Origin of the sequence: Hansschlegelia zhihuaiae (assembly GCF_004103825.1) — a bacterium.
GTDB lineage: Bacteria > Pseudomonadota > Alphaproteobacteria > Rhizobiales > Methylopilaceae > Methylopila > Methylopila zhihuaiae.
Genome location: NZ_RYFI01000002.1, coordinates 178,211 through 198,738 on the forward strand (window position 1 = coordinate 178,211; position 20,528 = coordinate 198,738).

21 protein-coding genes are annotated in these 20,528 nt (G+C 70.6%); all 21 read left to right on the forward strand.

Annotation, left to right across the window (positions count from 1 at the left end; all coding sequences use genetic code 11):
- The first annotated feature begins 5 nt into the window (after positions 1 to 5).
- The 21 genes from EK403_RS03205 (at position 6) to gpJ (ending at position 20,527) form a co-directional block, all read left to right on the forward strand.
- Positions 6 to 599 (forward strand): phage protein Gp27 family protein, encoded by a 594-nt coding sequence (locus tag EK403_RS03205; RefSeq protein ID WP_128776059.1) that lies wholly within the window; start codon positions 6 to 8, stop codon positions 597 to 599.
- Entirely contained in the window at positions 596 to 1,999 is a 1,404-nt protein-coding gene (locus EK403_RS03210) for a terminase large subunit domain-containing protein (RefSeq protein WP_128776060.1), read from the forward strand. Before EK403_RS03205 ends, EK403_RS03210 begins: the two co-directional genes overlap by 4 nt.
- Complete coding sequence (locus EK403_RS03215; RefSeq protein ID WP_128776061.1) at positions 1,999 to 3,615, forward strand: DUF935 domain-containing protein; 1,617 nt, start codon at positions 1,999 to 2,001, stop codon at positions 3,613 to 3,615. Before EK403_RS03210 ends, EK403_RS03215 begins: the two co-directional genes overlap by 1 nt.
- 1 nt (position 3,616) lies before the next feature.
- Positions 3,617 to 4,891 carry a phage head morphogenesis protein gene (locus EK403_RS03220; protein ID WP_164919481.1) on the forward strand — a complete coding sequence of 425 codons (1,275 nt, stop codon included), beginning with the start codon at positions 3,617 to 3,619 and terminating at the stop codon, positions 4,889 to 4,891.
- A gap of 24 nt (positions 4,892 to 4,915) precedes the next feature.
- A complete protein-coding gene (locus tag EK403_RS03225; protein ID WP_128776063.1) occupies positions 4,916 to 5,164 on the forward strand; it encodes a hypothetical protein in 249 nt (82 codons plus the stop codon).
- A 364-nt stretch (positions 5,165 to 5,528) separates the two neighbouring features.
- The gene (locus EK403_RS03230) at positions 5,529 to 6,668 is read left to right on the forward strand and encodes a phage protease (RefSeq protein WP_128776064.1); all 1,140 of its coding nucleotides are present in this window, start codon (positions 5,529 to 5,531) and stop codon (positions 6,666 to 6,668) included.
- Positions 6,668 to 7,075: a hypothetical protein gene (locus EK403_RS03235; RefSeq protein ID WP_128776065.1), complete on the forward strand. Its 408-nt coding sequence runs from the start codon at positions 6,668 to 6,670 to the stop codon at positions 7,073 to 7,075. The genes EK403_RS03230 and EK403_RS03235 overlap by 1 nt, the downstream gene beginning before the upstream one ends.
- A 10-nt stretch (positions 7,076 to 7,085) precedes the next feature.
- The gene (locus tag EK403_RS03240) at positions 7,086 to 7,979 is read left to right on the forward strand and encodes a Mu-like prophage major head subunit gpT family protein (protein WP_128776066.1); all 894 of its coding nucleotides are present in this window, start codon (positions 7,086 to 7,088) and stop codon (positions 7,977 to 7,979) included.
- A gap of 19 nt (positions 7,980 to 7,998) precedes the next feature.
- Entirely contained in the window at positions 7,999 to 8,826 is an 828-nt protein-coding gene (locus EK403_RS22150) for an HI1506-related protein (protein WP_164919482.1), read from the forward strand.
- A gap of 4 nt (positions 8,827 to 8,830) precedes the next feature.
- Positions 8,831 to 9,271: a gp436 family protein gene (locus EK403_RS22155; protein WP_164919483.1), complete on the forward strand. Its 441-nt coding sequence runs from the start codon at positions 8,831 to 8,833 to the stop codon at positions 9,269 to 9,271.
- Positions 9,271 to 9,903 (forward strand): phage virion morphogenesis protein, encoded by a 633-nt coding sequence (locus tag EK403_RS03250; protein WP_128776068.1) that lies wholly within the window; start codon positions 9,271 to 9,273, stop codon positions 9,901 to 9,903. The genes EK403_RS22155 and EK403_RS03250 overlap by 1 nt, the downstream gene beginning before the upstream one ends.
- Positions 9,900 to 10,319, forward strand: coding sequence for a phage tail terminator protein (locus tag EK403_RS03255; RefSeq protein ID WP_128776069.1), 420 nt, complete (start codon positions 9,900 to 9,902; stop codon positions 10,317 to 10,319). The genes EK403_RS03250 and EK403_RS03255 overlap by 4 nt, the downstream gene beginning before the upstream one ends.
- Before the next feature lie 16 nt (positions 10,320 to 10,335).
- Positions 10,336 to 10,527 carry a hypothetical protein gene (locus tag EK403_RS03260; protein WP_128776070.1) on the forward strand — a complete coding sequence of 64 codons (192 nt, stop codon included), beginning with the start codon at positions 10,336 to 10,338 and terminating at the stop codon, positions 10,525 to 10,527.
- Positions 10,528 to 10,530: 3 nt separating this feature from the next.
- Positions 10,531 to 11,460 carry a phage tail tube protein gene (locus EK403_RS03265; protein ID WP_128776071.1) on the forward strand — a complete coding sequence of 310 codons (930 nt, stop codon included), beginning with the start codon at positions 10,531 to 10,533 and terminating at the stop codon, positions 11,458 to 11,460.
- A gap of 13 nt (positions 11,461 to 11,473) precedes the next feature.
- Positions 11,474 to 11,839 carry a hypothetical protein gene (locus tag EK403_RS03270; protein ID WP_128776072.1) on the forward strand — a complete coding sequence of 122 codons (366 nt, stop codon included), beginning with the start codon at positions 11,474 to 11,476 and terminating at the stop codon, positions 11,837 to 11,839.
- A 104-nt stretch (positions 11,840 to 11,943) separates the two neighbouring features.
- Positions 11,944 to 12,207, forward strand: a complete 264-nt coding sequence (locus tag EK403_RS03275; RefSeq protein WP_206659469.1) for a DUF1799 domain-containing protein — start codon at positions 11,944 to 11,946, stop codon at positions 12,205 to 12,207.
- Positions 12,204 to 16,181, forward strand: a complete 3,978-nt coding sequence (locus tag EK403_RS03280; RefSeq protein ID WP_128776073.1) for a phage tail length tape measure family protein — start codon at positions 12,204 to 12,206, stop codon at positions 16,179 to 16,181. The genes EK403_RS03275 and EK403_RS03280 overlap by 4 nt, the downstream gene beginning before the upstream one ends.
- Positions 16,181 to 16,609, forward strand: coding sequence for a hypothetical protein (locus tag EK403_RS03285; protein ID WP_128776074.1), 429 nt, complete (start codon positions 16,181 to 16,183; stop codon positions 16,607 to 16,609). The genes EK403_RS03280 and EK403_RS03285 overlap by 1 nt, the downstream gene beginning before the upstream one ends.
- Entirely contained in the window at positions 16,606 to 17,157 is a 552-nt protein-coding gene (locus EK403_RS03290) for a hypothetical protein (protein WP_128776075.1), read from the forward strand. The genes EK403_RS03285 and EK403_RS03290 overlap by 4 nt, the downstream gene beginning before the upstream one ends.
- Complete coding sequence (locus tag EK403_RS03295) at positions 17,154 to 17,597, forward strand: hypothetical protein (protein ID WP_128776076.1); 444 nt, start codon at positions 17,154 to 17,156, stop codon at positions 17,595 to 17,597. The genes EK403_RS03290 and EK403_RS03295 overlap by 4 nt, the downstream gene beginning before the upstream one ends.
- Positions 17,594 to 20,527 (forward strand): TipJ family phage tail tip protein, encoded by a 2,934-nt coding sequence (gene gpJ / locus EK403_RS03300; RefSeq protein WP_128776077.1) that lies wholly within the window; start codon positions 17,594 to 17,596, stop codon positions 20,525 to 20,527. The genes EK403_RS03295 and gpJ overlap by 4 nt, the downstream gene beginning before the upstream one ends.
- The last annotated feature ends 1 nt before the right edge of the window (position 20,528 follow it).

Genomic DNA, 20,528 nt, shown 5'->3' on the forward strand with positions numbered 1-20,528 from the left:
CGGCGATGAATGAGACGGAGGGGCGCGGCCGCCTGTCGTCCATGGACCTCGTCCCCGATCACGCCCAGAGCGAGATCGTGTGGGCCATCCAGGAGCTGAACAAGCGCGAGCGCAGCCAGGAGGACATCCGCTTCGAGCTCAACGATCGGCTCGCAGCTCTCGGCGTCGGGCCGATCTCGAAGTCGGCGTTCAACCGCAGATCCATGCGGCTCGCCGCGCTCCGCAGGAAGATCACGATGTCGCGCGAGATCTTCGCCGGCCTCGCGGACGAGTTCACGGCCGACAAGGTCGACGAGAACACGGTCGCACTCGGCGAGGTGATCAAGATGACGATCGCCGACCTGGTGTCGGACGGCGAGGACCGTTCGACGAAGGAGGTGCTCGACATCGCCCGCGCCTTCTCGGCGATCACCACGGGCCAGAAGGCGTCGACCGAGCGCAGGCAGAAGATCCGGATCGAGGAGAAGGCGAAGGCCGCAGCCGCCATCGACACCCTGGTCAAAAACGCCGAAGAGACCGGGCAGCCGGTCGACAAGCTCGAAATGCTGCGGAAGATCCGCGAAGACGTCTACGGCGTGTTCGAGGCGCCGCCGGCGTGACCGCGACGTCTCGCCCAGCGCTTCAAATCTACGGCTACCAGCGACGCTGGCTGCTCGATAAATCGCGCTTCAAACTCGGAAAGTTCGCCCGGCAGACCGGCAAGACCTTCACGACGACGCTGGAGGTCGTCGACGACGGCTATGAGGCGGCCGTCCAGGAGCGACGGACGCGCTGGGTCATCCTATCGCGCGGCGAGCGCCAGGCGCGCGAAGCCATGGATGAAGGCGTCAAGCGGCACGCTCAGGCCTACAAGATCGCGCTCGACGCCCGGGAGTACGACTGGCAGGGCCAGGAGGGCTCCTACCGGGCGCTCGAGGTCGACTTGCCCTATGGCGGCCGCATCACGGCGCTGCCCGCGAACCCCGACACCGCCCGCGGCTTCTCGGCCAACGTCTTCCTCGACGAGTTCGCCTTTCACAAGGACAGCCACGCGATCTGGAAGGCGCTCTTTCCGGTGATCTCGGCGGGCTGGAAGCTCCGCGTCACGTCGACCCCGAACGGCAAGTCCGGGAAGTTCTACGAGATCGACACAGCCGACGACGAAACCTGGTCGCGTCACGTCGTCGATATCTACCAGGCCGTCGCCGACGGCCTGCCCCGGAACATTGAGGAGCTGCGCGCCGGCATCGCCGACGAGGACGCCTGGGCGCAGGAATACGAGCTGCAGTATCTCGACGAGGCGAGCGCCTGGCTCAGCTACGACCTGATCACGTCCTGCGAGGAAGAGCGCGCCGGCGACCCGGCCCAGTACCAGGGCGGCCCGTGCTTCGTCGGCCGCGACATCGGCCGGCGCAACGACCTCCACGTCATCACCGTGCTCGAGCAGGTCGGCGACGTGCTCTGGGAGCGCGAGCGGATCGAGCAGAAGCGCAAGAGCTTCGCCGACATGGACGAGGCATTCGACGAGGTGATGCGCCGCTACCTGGTGGCGCGCGCCTGCGTCGACCAGACCGGCATGGGCGAGAAGGTCGTCGAGGACGCGCAGCGCCGCTACGGGACCCGGGTGGAGGGCGTGCTGTTCACCGGGCCGTCCAAGCTGATCATGGCGACCAGCGGCAAGGAGGCCTTCGAGGATCGGACGGTCCGGATCCCGATGGGCGACGCGCCCTACCGCGCGGATCTCCACAAGCTCCGCCGGGTCGCCTCGGCGACCGGCGCGCCGCGCTTCGTGGCCGAGCGCGACGACGACCACGCCGACCGCACCTGGGCGCTGTTTCTCGGGATCCACGCCGCGAGCGGACCGGTCACGGAATATGGCTACCGGCCGGTCACCGGCATGAACCGCCTGTCCGGCCCCCCCGGTCGCTATGACGACGATTTCGACGCCGACGACCGAAGGTCGGATGCGCGCATGTTCCGCCCGCCGCTCGGCGCGCGGCTCCGCGGGGGAGGCATCTGATGGCGGAACGCACCCAGCTCGTCGACGCCTATGGCCGGCCGCTCCGCCGCGAGCGCCTGGTGGGCGAGAAGGCCGGCCCGACGCTGACCGGCGTCCGCTCGGTGCTCACTGGCTATCCGGGCGACGGCCTGACGCCGGGGCGGGTCGCCGGCATCCTGCGCGCGGCCGATCAGGGCGACCCGCTCCGCTATCTGGAGCTCGCCGAGGCCGTCGAGGAACGCGACCTCCATTATGTCGGCGTGCTCGGCACGCGGAAGCGCTCGGTCTCCCAGCTCGACGTGACGATCGACGCGGCGGCCGACGACGCGGAGAGCGTCAAGCACGCGGACTTCGTCCGCGAATGGCTGAAGCGCGACGAACTGCAGGACGAGCTGTTCGACATGCTCGACGCGATCGGCAAGGGCTACTCGGTCACCGAGATCATCTGGGACTCGTCGGAAGGCCAGTTCGACGCCAAGCGCCTCGAGCATTGCGACCCGCGCTTCTTCATGCCGGACCGCCGCGACGGGACGACGCCGTTGCTCCGGACCGAGACCGGCGAGGAGCCGCTCGAGGCGGGCTGCTACGTTGTCGCGAAGATCCGCGCGAAGTCGGGGCTGCCGGTCCGTTCGGGCATCGGTCGGCTCGCGGTGTGGTCCTGGATGTTCAAGGCCTTCACCAATCGCGACTGGGCGATCTTCACACAGACCTTCGGCCAGCCGGTGCGCGTCGGCAAATACGGCCCCGGCGCGAGCGAAGACGACAAGGACACGCTGTTCCGGGCCGTTGCGAACATCGCCGGCGACTGCGCTGCCATTATCCCGGAATCGATGCTGATCGAGTTCGTCGAGTCGAAGAACGTCAGCGCCGGGTCGGATCTCTACCTGAAGCGCTGCGACTGGCTCGACCAGCAGATGTCGAAGGCGGTGCTCGGCCAGACCGGCACCACCGACGCGATCGCCGGCGGCCATGCGGTCGGGAAGACGCATCGCAATGTCCAGGAGGACATCGAGCGCGCCGACGCCAAGGCGCTCGCGGCCTGCCTCAACCGCGACCTGATCCCCCCGATGATCGGTCTGAACTTCGGGCCGCAGAAGAAGTATCCCAAGCTCAAGATCGGCCGCGAGGAGACGATCGACCTCAGTCTGCTGAAGGACTTCCTGCCGACCTTCGTGGCGATGGGCGGCCGCGTCGAGCGTTCCGTGGTCGGCGACAAGTTTGGCCTGCCGGACGCGCCCAAGGACGCCGAGATCCTGACGCCGCCCGTGGCGCCGAAAGCGGACGGCGATCCGGAGAAGGACCCAAAGGAAGGTCCCGAGAAAAGCTCGGAGAAGGATCCTAAGGCGAAGCCGCCGGCGGCCACCAGGACGGCCCTGCAGGCGCCCGAGCTCGGCCGCCCGGCCGATGCGATCGACGCCATGGTGGACCGGATCATCGCCGACCAGGGGTTTGAGCTCGTCGCGCCGATGATCGCGGGGCTCGAGGCGCGCCTCGCGGCCGCGACGTCGATGGACGAGGCGACGCGGATCCTCGCCGAGCAGCTCGCGACGATGGATGCGTCGAAGCTCGGCGAGATCCTCGCGCGCGCCGCCTTCGCGGCCGGGATCTCGGGCGCCGCGCGCGAACCGCTCGCCTGAGATGGTCCCCGAGCTCGAGCCCGTCGCGCCGATCGACGCGCTCGCGGCGCTCGCCGCGCGCGGCCGGCGGCTCGATCCGACAGAGCACTGGACCGAGAAATGGCAGGCCGAGCACGCCCACGCCTTCACGGTGGCGCGCTCGGCCGGCTTCGACATCCTGGCGGACATCCACCAGGAGCTCACCCGGGCGCTGGCTGAGGGCGCGACCTTCCGCGACTTCGCGTCCGAGCTGCAGCCGAAGCTCGAGCTCAAGGGCTGGTGGGGCCGCACCGAGGACGGCGTCCAGCTCGGCTCGATGCGCCGGCTGCGGACAATCTTCGACGCCAATCTGAGGGTCTCCTACGCGGCCGGCGCCTGGGCGGCGTTCGAGCGCAACAAGGCGACCCGGCCCTGGCTTCGCTACGTCGCCGTCATGGACGGCCGAACCCGGCCGGAGCACGCCCGCCGGCACAATCTCTGCCTGCGCGTCGACGATCCGTACTGGGACCGCTGGGCGCCGCCCTGCGGCTGGAACTGCCGCTGCACGCTGCAGAGCCTCTCGGACCGCGACGTCGAGCGCATGCGCGGCGAGCTCGCCTTCGCGCCGCCGCCCGATGAGGGCGTCCGCCAGTACCGGATCCGCGCGACCGGCGACGTGGTCGACGTGCCGATCGGCATCGACCCGGGCTGGGCGCACAACCCCGGCAAGGAAGGCCACCGGGCCGTCGTCCTCGCCGACAAGCTCGTCGAAGCGCCGCCCGAGCTCGCGGCTCAGGCGGCCGCGGATCCGGCCTGGCCGGCGCGGCCGCTCGCCGACGAGTTCGAGACATGGGCGACCAAGGTGGTCGACGGCGACCGCGTGAACCGCTCGACCTGGACCGTCGGGGCGATGACGCCGCCCATCCTCTCGGGGCTGAAGGCGCGCGGAATCGCGCCGGCCTCGGCCGCAATCACAGTCCGGCAAGATGCGGTCCGCCACATGCTGCGCGATTTCAAGGCGTCGCGCGGCGCCGCCCCGCCGATCGCCGCGCTGCTCCGCCTGCCGGAGACGCTGGGGCGCGCCTCGGCGGTGCTGCTCGACCGGCGGAGCGGCAAGCTGCTTTACGTGTTCGACGTCGAGGCCGAAGAGCGGCTCGCGAAGCTCGTCGTCGAGATCGACTATGTCGAGCGGGCAAGCGCGCCGGATGTCGGGCGCGTGACGGTCGTCAGCAACTCGATCCGGTCGGGCGGGATGGTCGAGACGCGCGTGCTGCGCGACCAAAACGCCTATGAGCTGATCGACGGCTCGCTGGACTGAAGCGGCCGCGCTAGATCTTGGCGCATGATCCCGACCACCGCCGCCGAAGCCGCCGCCCAGGGCTGGGACCGGCTGATGGTCGGCTGTCCGACATGCCGCAAGATCAAGACCGTGATGCTCAACCGCCTGCCGCGCGGCTTCCCGCTTGGCGAGGTCCGCAAGCGGCTGTCCTGCCGCGTCTGCGGGTCTCGGCCGGATTGCGCCAGCCTCGAGAAGACGATCCCGCCGCAGGGCTACGGGACGCCGGAGACGGAGTCGCTGAAGCTTTTTTGAGAGGCGGCCGCCGGGGGCGCGCAACATCCCCGGTCGAACAGGCCGCGCGTCGTGTGCTCGACGGCGGCGCGCTCCGCGAAAGCGACTTCCTCGCTGCTTCGGCGGCCAAGCCCAAGATAGACCGCGCCGCCGCTCGAGCCAATAGGAGGCCCGTAGAGGGCCCATTGCCGCCATGCGACGGGGCGATGTAGCCTGAGGGGGGCGCTTCGGCCGTTCTAGCCGTTTCAAAACCGGTTTAACGGCGAAGCCTCGGGGAGACGATCCCCGCCTTCGCGGCTTCGCCGCGACCGACGCGGTTCGCCCCGCTCCCTCACAACAGGCTTGCGAATTACGGCGCGGCGGCGGTTCGGGCAGTTTCGGCGCCATGTCGAACGCCGCCGCCACGGAGATCGCGCTCTGCGCCGCCCTGCCGCTTCCCGCGGCCGGCGACGCGGCGCATCCGAAGGCGCCCGAGTTCATCCACCTCGTCCCGGCCGGTGACGTCGCCACCGTCGACGGCCGCGGCCCCTATCGCATGCCGGACGCCGCCAAGGTCGCGGCGAGCTTCGTCTCCGGCTCGCGGCTGCCGATCTGCGAAAACCACGCGATCGACTACGCGGCGCCGAAAGGCGGCCCGTCGCCGGCGCGCGGCTGGATCGTCGGCCTGCAGGCCCGGGACGACGGGCTCTGGGGCAAGGTCGAGTGGACCGCGGCCGGCGCCCGCCTCGTCACGAGCAAGGCCTATCGCGAGATCTCGCCGGCGCTCGTCCACCGCAAGGACGGGGAGGTCGTCGGCGTCGCCCGCGCCTCGCTCGTCAACATGGCGAACCTCCGCGGTCTCGTCGCCCTCCACAGCCAGCAAGGACATTCGATGGATCTGCTCCCGCAGCTCCGCCAGGCGCTCGGCCTGGCAGAGAGCGCCGATGAGGCCGCCGTGCTGGCGGCCGTCAAGGGCCAGGCCGCCCGCGTCTCCACTCATGCGGCGATCGCCGCGGCGCTCGGCGTCGACGCCGGCGCGGCGACGGAGGTCGCCCTGCAGGGCGTCCAGGCCGCCGGCGCCAAGGCCGTGACCGAGGCGCTGAAGCCGATCAACGCGGCGCTCGGTCTCGCGGCGGACGCGGCGCCGGCCGTCGCGCTGCAGGCGGTCCAGGAGCTGCGCGATCCCGCGAAGCATGTTCCGGCCGCCACCGTGACGGCGCTCCAGTCGCAGCTCAGGGAGCTCGGCGAAAGCATCACGAAGGAGCGCGCCACGGCGTTCGTCGACGCGGCGATCAAGGCCGGCAAGCCGATCGTGCCGCTGCGCGACCACTACATCGCCCGCCACATGGCCTCGCCCGACGAGGCCAAGCGCGTCGAGACCGAGATCGGCGCGATGGTCTCGCTGCAGGGCGCCCGCCCGCGGCCGACGCCAAAGGAGGGCGAGCCCGCCCTCAGTGAGGTCGACGACCAGGTCATCGCCCTGATGGGCGTCGATCCGAAGGCCTTCGCGGCCGCCCGCAAGCTCGAGGAAGAGAAGAGGGTCTGATGGCCGCGCTCACCGCACCCCGCCACACCGTCACCCGCTCGGGCGACATCCGCGAGCCCGGCGTCAAGGGATCCACCAAGATTTTCCAGGGCGCCATGGCGGCGGTCGGCGCCGACGGCTTCGCCGTCCCGGCGTCGACCGCCACCACCCTGAAGATCCTCGGTCGCGCCGAGGAGACCGTCGACAATTCGGCGGGCGCCGACGGCGCGGTCAATTGCCGGATCGCGACCGGCATCTTCCGCTGGGACAACTCCGCCTCCGGCGACGCCATCACCCGCGCCGACATCGGCGCGACCGCCTACGCGGTTGACGACCACACGGTCGCCAAGACCAACGGCACCAACACCCGCTCGGCCGCCGGCGTCATCTTCGACGTCGACGACAAGGGCGTCTGGATCAAGCACTGAGGCGCCCCCGATGCTCGTCAACGGCACCAATCTCCGCTCGCTCTACACGGGCTTCAACACCGCCTTCCAGGGCGGCTTCGCCGGCGTCGCGCCTCAGTACGCCGAAGTGGCGATGACGGTCCCGTCGACCACCAGGGCGAACGAGTATGGCTGGATCGGGCAGTTCCCGAACATCCGCGAGTGGATCGGCGACCGCGTCATCCAGAACCTCGAGCTTTTCGAGTACCTCATCCGCAACCGGCCCTTCGAGGGCACGATCGCGGTCAACCGCGAGGACATCGAGGACGACAACATCGGGATCTACAACCCGCTGATGCAGGAGTTCGGGCGCTCCGCGGCGGTGTTCCCCGATCAGCTGGTCTGGGCGCTGCTAAAGGCCGGCTTCTCCACCCTCTGCTACGACAAGCAGTACTTCTTCGACACCGACCATCCGGTGCGCAACGAGGCCGGCGACATCGTCTCGGTGTCGAACACCGGCGGGGGAGCCGGCACGGCCTGGTACCTGCTTGACGCCTCGCGGACCATCAAGCCGATCATCTACCAGACCCGGAAGCCCTTCACCCTGGTGCGGCGCGACCGGGAGGAAGACGAGAACGTCTTCAACCGGAAGGAATTCCAGTACGGCGTCGATGCGCGCTGCAACGTGGGCTACGGCTTCTGGCAGCTCGTCTTCGGCTCGAAGCAGACGCTCGACGCGACCTCCTACGAGGCCGCGCGCGTCGCCATGACCGGGATGAAGGGCGACTTCGGCCGCCCGCTCGGCCTCAAGCCCAACAAGTTGATCGTCCCGCCGTCCCTCGAGGGCGCCGGCCGCCGGCTCCTGCAGTCGCAGCTGGTCAATGGCGGCGAGAGCAACCCCTGGGCGGGGACCGCCGAGCTCGTCGTGGTGCCTTGGCTCGCCTGAGCCGACGGAAGGGAAAACGATGGATACGAAGACCTCAGGGGGCGCGAAAGCGCCGACGGGCAAGGCCGCCAAGACTGCCGCGGCCGCGCCCAAGGCGGGGGCGACTGTAGCCTCCGCAACCGGCGGCGATACGCTCGCCGGCGAGGCGGCCTCGCTTCCTGGCGGGGTCGCTTCCGACACGATCGCGGGCGGCCTCCGCGACACGCTGCTGGGCGGCGCGGCCAATACCGTCTCGGGTCATGGTGGCGACACCCTGGAGGGCGCGATCGACCGCAGCATCGGCGAGGCGCTCGCCGGTCGGCGGCCGCTGCCGACGCCGGCGGCCGAAGCCGCGACCGCGATCGCCGAGGCGCCCGTCAATCCGTTGCCGGGCTCCGGCTTCCTCGACGATCCACGTCCGCTTGAAGCCCGTTTCGAAGGGCTTTCGAACGCCGAGATCCTGTCGCTCAACGCGCGCCTGGCGTTGCTGCCAGCGGCCGACCTCGAGCTGTTCCGCGCAGAGCTCGCTCAGGCGCCAATCGACCCGGTGCGGGGCCAGGGCACGCTCGAGGGCGACGACCACCGTCGCTGGCTCGACACGACGGTCCGGACCGCCGGTCGCCTGTGGGGCGGGCTGCGCGCGCTTTCCGAAGGGCGCGCTCTGCCGCCCGTCACCGAGCTCGACGCCCAGTTCGCGCTCGACCCCGATAAGGGACCATGGCTCCGAATCCGCGCGACCCGCGAGGGGCATCGCCGCGCCGGGCGCGCCTGGTCGACGGCGGCGGCCTTCGTGTCGGCGGGCGATCTCACCGACGCGGACATCGCAGCGCTGCAGGCGGATCCGGCGATCATCGTCGAGGACGTCTGACCTCGTGGCTTACGCGACACTCCAGGATCTGATCGACCGGTTCGGCGCGAAGGAACTCGTTCAGCGCACCGACCGCACGAACAAGCCGCCGTCGACGATCGACGAGGCGCTGGTCGAGCAGGCCCTGGATGGCGCGTCGTCCCTCGCCGACGGCTATCTGCGCAAGGTCTACGAGCTGCCGCTGCCGGCGACGCCGCGCGTGCTCGTCGACAAGATCTGCGACATCGCCCGCTACACGATCCGCGACGAGTCGAGCGAGGAGAAGGGCTTCGTCCACCGGAACTACAAGGGCGCGCTCGACTGGCTCGAGCTCGTCTCGACCGGAGCGGTGGCGCTCGACCTCGGGTCGAACGTCCCTCCGCCGGAGCCTGCCGGCGGCGGCGCCGTGCGCTCGAGCTCGGGCGACCGCACGCTCACCCAGGGCTCGATGAAGGGCTACGTCTGATGGCGGCCGAGGGCGCGCGCGTCACGATCGACGACAGGGCGATCCGCGCGGCGATCAACGACGCGGTCGGCTCCGGCGCGCAGGAGCGCGCGATGTATGAGGACATCGGCGCCTACATGGTGACGGCGACCCAGCGGCGCTTCGAGGCCGAGACCGGCCCGGGCGGCCAGAAGTGGGCGCCGTTCGCCAAGTCGACGCTGCAGCGCATGCCGCCGAAGCGGAGGCCGCCGCGCCTGCTGCGCGACCGCAACCGGCTCTATTCGTCGATCGTCAGCCAGGCGTTCGGGGGCGGCGTCCGGGTCGGCACCAATCTCGCCTACGCCGCCATCCACCAGTTCGGCGGCGAGGTGAAGCAGGAAGCGCGCGAGCAGACCGCCGTGATGCGCTTGGTCAAGGACGGCGCGGGCCGCAAGGTCGACAAGGACGGCGCCATCATCCGCTACGGATCGCGGCATCGTTTCGCCAAGGCGTCGACCCGCGTGAAGTCGCGCCGCGAGGTGACGTTCGAGGTCGGGGCGCGGACCATCACGATCCCGGCGCGGCCGTATCTCGGCGTCGATCCGACCGACGAGGCCGAGATCCTCGCCATCGTCGCCGACCACAAGGCGCGGGCGATCGGAGCGCAGCCGTGATCGTCGGGGCGGTCATCGCGCGCCTCGAGGCGATCCCGCAGACCTTCGCGCTGGTCGAGGGCGTCGAGCGGCTCTCCGCGCTCGCGACCGAGGTCCCGACCGCGACGCCGGCGGCCTGCGTGTTCCTCGACGAGGAGGCGGCCGAGGAGAACGAACGCGTCAACGGCGTGAGCCAGCGCGTCGAGGGCGACCTCAAGGTGGTGGTCACCACGAGCGACGTCTCGGACGCGCGCGGCGCGACCGGCGCCGACGACATGGAGGCGCTGAAGGCCGAGGTTCGGGAGAGCCTGATCGGCTGGACGCCGCCCGGGGCCGACGACGTCGTCACCTATCTGGGCGCGCGCCTGGTGCGCGCCGCCGGCGGCTACGTGACGGTCGAGATGACCTTCGCGACCGCCTTCACCGTCAGAGCCTGAAACGAGGAGAGTCCCGATGCCGGTGCGCACGGGCGGCCGCTACCTGGCCGACAAGAACGGGAAGGTCGCTCGCGATCCGAAGGACGAGGCCACCAAGCCTGCGCCCGGGCCGGGCGAGAAGTCGAAGAGCGCGGCGACTTACTCGCCGCCCGACAAGCTCGAGCAGCCGCCAGCCGAAGAGCCCGCGGCGAAGGGCAAGGGGACCTGACCGATGCCGCGCTATTTCCGCAAGCTCGCGACGCTGCTCAAAGGCGAGACCACCTACGGCGTCGACTCGGCGCCGATCGCCGCCAACGCCTTGCTCATGACCAACGTCTCGATCGAGCCGTTCCAGGGCGAGGAGGAGGCGCGCGAGCTCTATCTCCCGTGGCTCGGCCATCAGGGCGTGCTGTTGGTCGGCAACTTCGCCAAGGTCTCGGGCTCGATCGAGCTCGCGGGATCCGGCGCGGCCGGCGACGCGCCCGCGTTCGGCCCGGCGCTGCGCGCCTGCGGCCTCGCCGAGGTCATCTCGGCGGGCGTGAAGGTCGACTACCTGCCGGTCTCCTCCGGCTACGAGTCCGCGTCGATCTACTGGAACATGGACGGGGTGAACCACATCCTGCTGGGCGCTCGGGGCAACGTCCAGCTCGCCACCTACACGCCGAAGCGCATCCCGCGTCTCCAGTTCGAATTCTGGGGGCTGATGGGCGCGATCGCCGACGTCGCCCTGCCCGAGGTCGACCACGCGGGCTTCCAGGATCCTCTGCCGGTCTCCAAGGACAACTCGCCGGTGTTCTCGATCCACGGCACGCCCTGCGTCGCCGAGAGCTTCGCGTTCAATCTCGGCAACCAGGTCGAGCCGCGCCTCCTGATCGGCAGGGACACGATGGAGATCGTCAACCGCAGCGCGACCGGAACCGCGGTCGTCGAGGCGGTCTCGGTCGCGAGCAAGAACTGGATCGGCATCTCGAAGTCCCATGCCAAGGGCGCGATCGCGGTCCAGCACGGCACGGTGGCCGGGAACATCTGCGAGATCTCCGCGCCCGCCGTGCAGATCGGCCGGCCGACCGTCGGCCAGACGCAAGGCATCACCAACAACAGCCTTCCGCTCATGTTCACGCCCGACGAGGGCGATGACGAGCTGACGCTGACCTTCCGCTGAGGAGGCGGCCCGCATGTTCGTCATCGACCAAACCTCGCTGTTCTGGTGGCCCGTCACGGTCCGCTGGCCGAGCAATGAGAAGCCCGGCCAGTTCGACGAGCAGACCTTCCAGATGCAGTTCGAGCTGCTCTCGCGCGACGAGACGAAGAAGATCTTCGACGACGCTCGCGCCGCCGGCCGGAGCGGCGAGGACGCCAATGACGAGCTGATGAGGCGCGTCTGCAAGGGCTGGCGCGACGTCCAGGACGTGAGCGGGAAGTCTGTCGCCTTCACGCCTGAAAGCTTCGCGGAGGCGTGGCGGCGCGCCCCGGTCCGGATCGCGGTCAACGAGGCCTATACGGCGGCGATGAACGGCGAGGCGGCCCGCCTGGGAAACTGAAGGCGGCGGCGCGGGCCTGGGCCTACGGCCATGTCGGTAAGGCCGACGCCTCCCGCCCCGCCGCGATCGACGACGAAACCCTCGCCGAGTTCAAGAAGCTCGGCGTGACCGTGAGGACGTCCAAGAGAGCCGAGGACGACGGACAAGTGCGCGTGTTTTCCGAGAACTGGGCGAGCCTGACGGCCTTCCTGGACTGCGCGACGCAGTGGCGGGCGCTGCTCGGCAAGGGCGGCCTGGTCTGGCTTGGGCTCGACTATTCGGGCGTCGGCGAGGTGCTGCGCGCGCACGGCCTCGGGTCTGAGGCCTTCGCCGACATCCGCGTCATGGAGACCGAGGCGCTCGGGCCGCTGAACGAGGCGGCCCCGTGACGCTCAAGCTCGCGATCGAGATCACGGGCGACCAGCGCGGCTTCAAGGCGGCCGCGACCGAGACCGGCCGCGACCTCGACCAGATCGTCGCCAAGGCGAAGGTCTCGGCGGCCGAGCTCGCCCGGCTCGAGGCCGAGCTCGAGCAGGCGGCCGGCGCGGCCGCGCGCATGACCAACGCCTCGGTCAACAGCGCCGGCCGGATCAATGAGCGGCTCGGCGTCCGGACCGACTTCGGGGGCGCGCAGCGCGGCGAGGACGTCGCCGCCTTCGGCCGCGAGCTCGACGCGGTGCGGGCCAAGTACAACCCCGTCTTCGCGGCTCAGCAACAGTATCTCGGCCAGCTGCGCGAGATCCGCGAAGCCCAGAGGCTCGGCGCGCTCTCGGCCGACGAGGCGACGGCCGCGATCACGCGGACCAAGAACGCCTTCGCGGCGCAGGTGCGTGACCAGCGCACCGTCGCCCGCGGCGGCATGCCGGCCTGGCAGCGGGCGAACCTGACGGCGCAAGGTCTGGACGTCGCTACGTCGCTCATCGGCGGCATGAACCCGCTGATGATCGCGGCCCAGCAGGGACCGCAGGTCGTCCAGGCCTATGGCGGCGTGAAGGAGACGATCGAGGGGGTGCGCGCGGCTGTCACGGCGACCCGGGTTGCGGTCCTGGGCGTCACCGGGGCCGTGGTGGCCGGCGCTCTCGCTTGGAACAGCTACCTCAATTCGGTCAAGGAGGTGGAGACCGCGGCCTCCGGCCTCGGCCGCGGCTCGGGGGCGACGGCCAGCGAACTCGGCCTGATCGCCGAACGCGGCGCGGCCGCCGGCGGGATATCGGAGCGGGAGGCCCGCTCGATCGAGGCGGTGCTGCTCCGCACCGGCAAGATCGGTGCGGACGCCTTCCAGCCGCTCATCACGATGTCGAAGGATTTCGCGGCAACGATCGGGACCGATCTCGCGGGCGCCGGCGAGCAGCTCGCCGCGATGTTCGCCGACCCGGCGAAGGGCGCGGAGACGCTCTACCAGAAATATGGGCTGATCTCGGGCGCCCAATCCCGATACGTCCAGCAGCTTGCTCGCCAAGGCGAGGCGGACAAGGCCAGGCTCGCCCTGATCGAAGCCCTCAACGGGCGGCTGGTCGATGCCGAGAAGGCGACCACGGCGCTCGGGCGGGCGTGGGATGCTGTCGCCAACGCCGCGTCGAACGCCGCCCAGGCCATAGGCGAAGCGATCGAGCGCCGCGTCTCGGGGGAGACGCCGGAACAGGAGCTCGCCCGGCTCAAGCAGGAGCGCGACGGCCCGGGGGGCTTCGACCCGACGCTCGACCTCGATCTCTTCGGCGATCGCGACCGGCGGATCAAGGAGCTCGAGGCTCAGGTCGCAGCTGAAAAGCAGGCGGCCGCTGCCGAGCGCCAGAGGAAGCTTGACGAGGCCAAGGGCACGTTCGCGATCGGCCTGGCCGACCGGTCGCCGGTCAACGAACTCGACCGTCGTCGCCGCGAGCTCCAGACCGAGATCGGCAACCTCGAGGCCGGCCAGGGCAAGCCCGGCGTCACGGCCGAGGAGAACGACCGGATCGCCCGCTCGATCGAGGCGAAGCGGGCGGCGCTCGAAGGGCTTCGCCCGGCCTATGAGCGGCAGATCCAGATCGAGCAGCTCGACGCGCAGATCAGCCAGGCGCGGGATCCCGTCACCAAGGCCGATCTGGCGGCTCGGCGCGAGCGGATCGCGCTCGCGCAGGAGGAGATCGGGCCGGCGGAGCGCGCCGCGCGGATCGAGGCGGCGCGGACCCAGTCGCTGAACGCAAGCCTCGCGACGGCCCGAACCGCGACCGCCGACATGCGGGACGAGGCCCAGGAGCGGGCGCGGGTCAATGCGGCGGTCGCGGCCGGCAGCGCGTCTCTCGACGAGTTGGAGGCCCGGCTCCGGCTCGAGCTCTCCCTCCGGCCTCGGATCATCGCGCTCGCCAACGCGGAAGGATCGGCGCGCGAGGATCTCGCGCGGTCAATCCGGGAGGAGCGCGCGGCGTTTGAGGCGAACCGCGCGGAGCAGGCGAGATCCGCCGGCCTTCGCATCCTCTCCGGCCAGGGCGACGAGCTCGCGCGCGCCAGGACCGAACAGGCGCTCATCGGCGACACGAATGGCGAGCTCGAGCGCCGCATCGCCCTGCTCCGGGCCGACCAGCAGATCCGCCAGGCAGGCCTCGCGACCGGCTCGGCCGAGGCGAAGCAGATCCGCGACAATGCGGCGGCGCTCGCAGAGCTCAACATCGAGACCGAGCGCCGGCAGGCGGTCTATCGCATGTCCTCGGGCCAGCGCGAGGAGATGGAGCGGCTCCGCCTCGAGGAGGCGCTGATCGGCTCGTCCAACGCGGAGCGGACGCGCGCGATCGCGCTGCTCGATGCCGAGCAGAGGATCCGCGACGCCGGGGTCGCGTCGAGCTCGGCCGAGGCCGAGGCCATCCGCGCGAACGCCCGTGCGATCGCCGAGGTCAGCACCGAGCTCGAGCGCAAGAAGGCCGCCTATGCCGAGGTCGAGGCCTTCGGCGAGCGCTCGATCGACCGGGTGACGGACAAGATCCGGGAACAGGGCCTGAGCTTCAAGACGCTCGGCTCGGCCGCCACCGACATGGCGAAGGATCTCGAGGCGGAGTTCTTCAAGCTCGCGGTCGCCAACCCCGCCAAGAACATGTTGCTCGGGCAGAACAACCCGACGCTCAGCGACGCCGGCGGCGCGCTGCAGCGGCTGTTCGGCGGCGGGCAGAGCTCCGCCGAGGCCAAGGTCGCGGACGCGGTTAAGTCGGCCGCCACCATGACGGTGACGGCCGGCACCGTGATTGTGACCGGGGCCGCCGGCGTGCCGAGCCTGACAGGAGCGGGCGGCGGCCTTCCGGCCCTCGCGATGAGGGCCGGCGTCCCGCAGATCCCGGGCACGACGGCGGACGGGATCTACCTGCCGAAACACACCGGCCTCACCGCGCCGGCCGCCGCGGCCGCCCGCGCGAACGAGGCGGCGGCGGGGCCGTGGTCGGCCATCCGAACCAGCGGGACGGCGAACGTCTCTTCGCTCAACCCGGTGTTCAAAGACCGTCTCGGCGCGATGTTCGCGGCGGCCCCGCCCGACATCGCGGATGATCTGTCCGTCTATTCGGGGTACCGCTCCACAAGCCACCAGGCGCGGCTCTACGCCCTCGACATCGCCCGCAACGGCGGCCGGCCGAGCGGCATGGTGGGCCGGCCGGGCGGCTCCATGCATCAGTATGGCGAGGCGGCCGATCTGCGGTTCACATCGCCGGAAGCGCGCTCCTGGGTGCATGAGAACGCGGGCCAGTACGGCTTGCGCTTTCCGATGAACGATCCCCGGCGGCACCCCTACGAGCCGTGGCACATTGAGCCCGTCGGCGGACGCCGACAGGGAGGAACGCTCGCGCCGGCTGCGCCTCCTGAAGTCAACGTGGCCCCGGCGCAGGCGAGCATCGACCGGCTCACCCAGTCGACCAATCAGGCCGCCCAGGGCGCGCTGCCGCAGCTCACCCAGCAGACCCAGGCCGCGACGCAGGGGCTCGACGGGTTCGGCCAGGGCCTCTTGAAGGCGCTCCAAGGGGGCGGCGGCGCCCCAGCAGGCGGCGGCGCGGGCGGCGGGATCTTCTCCTGGCTGTTCGGCACGGGCGGGGCGACGGGGGGCGCTGGGGCGACCGCCGCGCCCGTGCCGACGGCGCCGGCCGTGGCCGCCGCGCCGGCGATCGCGGCGGCGGCCGCGCCGGCGGCCGGAGCGCGGTCCGGGAACTTCAGCTTCACGGTGCTCAACCAGGGCCGGCCGGTGACCGGCCAGGTGGTCGAGGATCGCGAGGACGAGAACGGCCGTCACGTCACCGCGCTGCTCGGCGAGGCGCAGGCCGCGGAGATCGACCGTGCCGGCTCGCAGACCAACAAGGCGCTGGCCCGCCGCTACGGGCTGACCGACGCTCCCTACGGGCGGGGCGCGTGATGGCGGCGATCTGGCGGCCCTCGCTCCCGCAATACGCCGCGCGACCCGGCTACAAGGTCGCGATCGGCGACACTCGGCTCGTCGGCTCGACGGAGTCGGGCGGCGACAACTCGCGGCGGCGCTCGACCCGGCGCGTCGACGTCCACACCTTCCAGATGTTCTTCGACGACCACCAAAGGGAAGAGTTCCTCCGCTTCTGGGAGTACGACGTCGGCGGCGGCAATCTGGACTTCTGGTTTCCGGCCCAGCCCCACGAGCGCTACTGGGCCGATCCGACCGACGGCAAGGCGCTGACGGACGAGACGGGTCTCGGCATCGCGTTCCGCGAGTGGTGGCTGGTCCAGTTCGTCAAGCGCCAGGCGCCGCCCTCCTTCGACCTGCGGGGGCTCGACTGGGTCGCGTCGATCGCGATCGGGAGGATCGCGTGACGACGCCCTCCGAGCGCGCCCACGAGATGATGACGGCCGAGAGCTCGGCCGAGGCCACGGTCGACTTCCTGACCTTCACCCATGCGAGCCTTGGGGACCCGATCCGGCTCTGCAACCACAAGACCGAGATCAAGTCGGTCGACGGGCCGGTCACCACCTACTGGACGCGATCGCGCGAGGCCGGCCGGGTGGGCGGCGAGCTTCCGAACGCCCGCCAGGAGTTCGACTATCTGCCGTTCGCGGTCGTCTGGCCGGGCTATGAGGAGGGCGCGACTCCCGAGATCCGGATCGCGATCGACATGGTCGACCGGACGTCGATCCTCGGCATCCTCAGGGTCTATCGTGAGGGCCGGGTCAAGTGCCTGGTCGAATCGGCGCTCGCTAGCGATCCCGACATCGTCGACTTCCGCTTCCGCGGCTTCTATCTCCGCCGCGCGCCCTGGGACGGGATCGCGGCGCAGCTCGGGCTGCAGCTGACCCCTTACGACCAGGAGCCCTATCCGGTCGGGTTCCTTGGGCCATCGGTCGCCCCGGGGCTGTTCCCATGATCGCGCCGGCGGCGCCGGCGGCCGCGATCGCCGAGGCCTTCACCAATCGCTTCGTCTCGGCCGAGATCGGCTGGCTCGAGGACGATCGCGGCTGGGCCGGCACGCACTGCTTCGGCCTCGTGCGGCTCGTCCTCCTGGAAGACCACGGGATCTTCGTGCCGGACTACGGGCCGGCGCGCGACCGCCATGAACGGCTGCGCGACGGCGCTGCGCGCACTCCCTTCCGGCCGGTTTCGAAGGCCGTTCAAAACCCCGTCGAACGCCGCCCCTACGACGTCGTGACGTTCGACGCGGCGGGCTTCGACGACCATTGCGGGATCGTCGCGACGCCGCGGCTGATGCTGCATCTGTCGAAGCGCGTCGGCTACGCCCGGGTCGACCGGATCGACATCGGCTGGGGCGCGGTCTCTGGCGTCTTCCGACACGAGTCGCTGCTGTGACCCCGGCGCTCGCCTTCGCGCCGCCGCCGGCGGCCGCGGCCGGGACCGGCGTCGGGCTGATCGTCGCCCGTCGCTTCGATCCGTCGCTCGCCCAGGTGATCGAGCGTCCCTACGGCGCGACGGTCGCCGAGCTGCTGGACGAGCAGCTGCCGGAGGCGACGGAGGCGCAGCGCGCCCGCCTGGTGGTCGTCGTGGTGCTCGAGCGCGAGGAGCGCGAGCTCGCGATCGGCGTCTGGGCCGAATACAGGCCGCCGGCGGGATCGACGCTCCGGGTGCATTTCCGGCTCGAAAAGGGGCCGGTCATCAAGTCGCTGCTCTCGATCGCGATCCTCGCCTTCGCGGCCTGGGCGGGGCCGCTGATCTTCGGCGGCGGGCTCCTCGGCAATCTCGGGGCGATGGCGATCGGCGCCGCGGGCCAGTTCCTGCTGAACGCTCTGATCCCGGCCGAGACGCCCAAGGGTGGCAAGCGCGACGACCCGCGCTACTCGATCACCGGATCGCAGAACGACCTCAAGCCTTACGCCAAGATCCCCGACAATCACGGGCGCATCCGGATCTACCCGCCGCTGTTCGCCCAGCCCTTCAGCGAGGGCCTTAACGAGCACCAGTGGACCAATATCCCGATGGTGCTGGGCTATCCGGAGGCCGAATACAGCGACTGGCGGATCGGCGAGACGCCGCTCGAGGAGTTCCCGGACGCCGAGCTGCAGGTCGAAACCGTCGGGCCCGACGACCCCTGGCCGTTCTCGGCCTACGTCAACCCGGTGTTCTCCGAATATGTCGACACCCTCCTCAAATTTGAGGAGGGCTGGGCGGTCCGCGATCTCGCGACCAATTGCGACTACATCTCGGTCGAGTTCGTCTGCAAGCGCGGTCTGGTCGCCTTCTCGAAGAAGGGCAATCCGGGCTGGCGCACCGTCACCGCTGCGGTCCAGTACAAGCACAAGACGGACACCGAATGGATCGCGCGGCCCGACGTGGTGGGCGGCTTCGACGACGACGTCGAGTATCGCTTCGGCGACGCCTGGCTGACCGACGGGCCCGGCAACTGGCAGGTCCGGACGCGGCGCGTCTCCAACGAGGAGCAGTCCAACCGCGACATCGACGAGCTGACCTGGGGCATCCTGCGCGGCTACCGGCCCGTCCGTCCCTTCAACTTCAACAAGCCGATCGACCTCGCGGTGCTCAGGATCCGCTCGAGCGCGATGGCGCAAGGCATGCTGAACAAGATCAGCTGCGTCGCGCACGCGATCCGGCCGGACTGGGATCCCGCGACCGGGACCTGGATCACGCGCAAGACAAAGAGCGCCGCGGCCGCGCTCCGCCGCATGGCGCAAGGGCCGGCCAATCCCGAGCCGACGCCGGACGAGGAGATGGATTTCGACGCCTATGGCGAGTTCGGCCAGCACTGCGTCGACAAGAACCTCTGTTTCAACATGTCCTGCGACCAGGACGTCTCGGTCGACGAGGCGATGCGCCAGGCGGCGGGCGCGGGCCGCGCCTTCCCGACGCGGCCCGAAGGGCTGCGGTCGCTATTCATCGACCGGCCGCAGCCGATCCGGCGCGGCATCGTGGCGACCCGCAACGCCTCGAATTTCGCGGGTGAGCCGCTCTATCCGGACGCCCCCGACGCGTTCCGCGTGGCGTTCCTCGACGAGACCGACGACTTCAAGAAGACCGAACGGCTCGTCCCGAAGCCGGGCCTCGTCGGCAAGCCCAAGACCTTCCTGCCGCTCGACCTGCCCGGCCGCACCAACCCCGACCAGATCTGGATAGAGGCGCGCCGGCGACACCTCGAGTTCGAGTATCGCTTCGAGACCATGTTCGCCGAGCAGGGCGCAGCCAATTTCTACGCCCCGCCCGGCGCCCGGCTCGGCGCGCAGTTCGTCACCGTCGACCAGAAGCAGGTCAGCGCCCGCGTGCTCGCCGTCGACGGCGACCTGGTGGTGCTGGACGAGCTCGTCGACATGGCGGCCGGCGAGTCCTACGCCGCGCTGTTCCAGTCGAGTAGCGGCGTCGTCTTCGAGCGGACGCTCGCCTGGCGGGCGGGCTCAAGCAAACTGATCACGTTGACGGGCGAAGGATCGCAGCCCGGCAAGGACGACATCGCCCTGGTCGGCCTCGCGGGCGCGCAGGCCGAGGACGTCGTCGTCAAGGGCGTCGAGCCGATGAAGGACGGCCGGGCCCGTCTCACGCTCGTCCATCACGCGCCGCAGCTCGACGCCGAGGCCGAGGCCTCGGTGCCCGCCTGGTTTCCGATCGAGCCGGAGCCGCGCGACTGGGCTGACGAGCGGCCGGCGACGCCGGTGATCGTCCGCGTGATGTCGGGCCGCGACGCCATGCGCCCGGGCTTCGAGGACGAGGAGGACTTCGGCGAGGTCGAGGTCCCGCCGGTCGTCGTCATGGTGCGGCCGGGCTCGGGCGGGCTCGCGCCGACGCACACGATCAAGGTGACGATCGGCGAGCATGACGACACGACGGGCGCGGGCGTCGGCCGGGCGGAGTTCGACGGCGACGACTTCGACGTCGGCGAGACCATCAGCGTGACCGCGATCGCGATCTCGATGTTCGGGATCGAGAGCCTCGCGGCGGCCGGGCCGGTCGAGCACGTCGTCAAGGCGGTGAGCGACGTCCCGGAGACCCTGACCTTCACGGCGGACTGGGTCGGCGGACGCATTCGGATCAAGTGGAGCACCGACGACGAGGCGGCGGTCGCGCGGCTCCGGATCCTCGCGAAGAGCGGCACGCCCGGCGAGACCGAGCCCGACTTCGCCGACATGGACCGCCTGCATAGCGGCCTGCTGACCTCCTCGCCTTTCGAGGCGAGCGAGCCCGACGACCCCGGCGACTACTGGGTCGCGCTGTTCCTCGCCAACGAAGACGGCGAGGGCCGCGCCCCCGAATTCGTCACCCTCACGATCCCCGCATGAC